This window comes from Aeromonas sp. PrichA-15 (assembly GCF_017939245.1).
In the GTDB taxonomy this organism is placed as follows: Bacteria; Pseudomonadota; Gammaproteobacteria; order Enterobacterales; family Aeromonadaceae; genus Aeromonas; species Aeromonas caviae.
On record NZ_JAGKRH010000234.1, the window covers coordinates 1 to 428 of the forward strand.

Consider the following 428-nt stretch of genomic DNA (forward strand, 5'->3'; position numbering starts at 1 on the left):
AAAATTAAAAACGCGACCGTCAGCCAAGCAGCCGGGCACTGGTATATCTCCTTTCAGGTCGAGCAGGAGACGCTTGAGCCAATTCACCCCTCCGGCTCAATGGTCGGGCTAGATGCGGGGATCGCCAAGCTCGCAACCCTGTCAGATGGCACGGTGTTTGAGCCCGTCAACAGCTTCAAAACCAATCAGACCAAGCTGGCAAGGCTCCAACGCCAGTTGAGCAAAAAGGTAAAGTTCAGCAGCAACTGGAAGAAACAAAAAGCCAAGATCCAGCGGCTGCATTCACATATCGCCAATACCCGCCGCGATTACCTTCACAAGGTCACAACGACTATCAGCAAAAACCACGCGATGATCGTCATTGAGGATTTGAAGGTTGCCAGCATGTCAAAATCAGCAGCGGGCACGACCAGCCAGCCGGGGCGCAA

General features: G+C 53.5%; 1 protein-coding gene. It reads left to right on the plus strand.

The window, feature by feature from the left end:
- On the plus strand, window positions 1-428 hold a 428-nt coding region (locus J9889_RS19810), incomplete at both ends, for an RNA-guided endonuclease TnpB family protein (protein WP_210557817.1).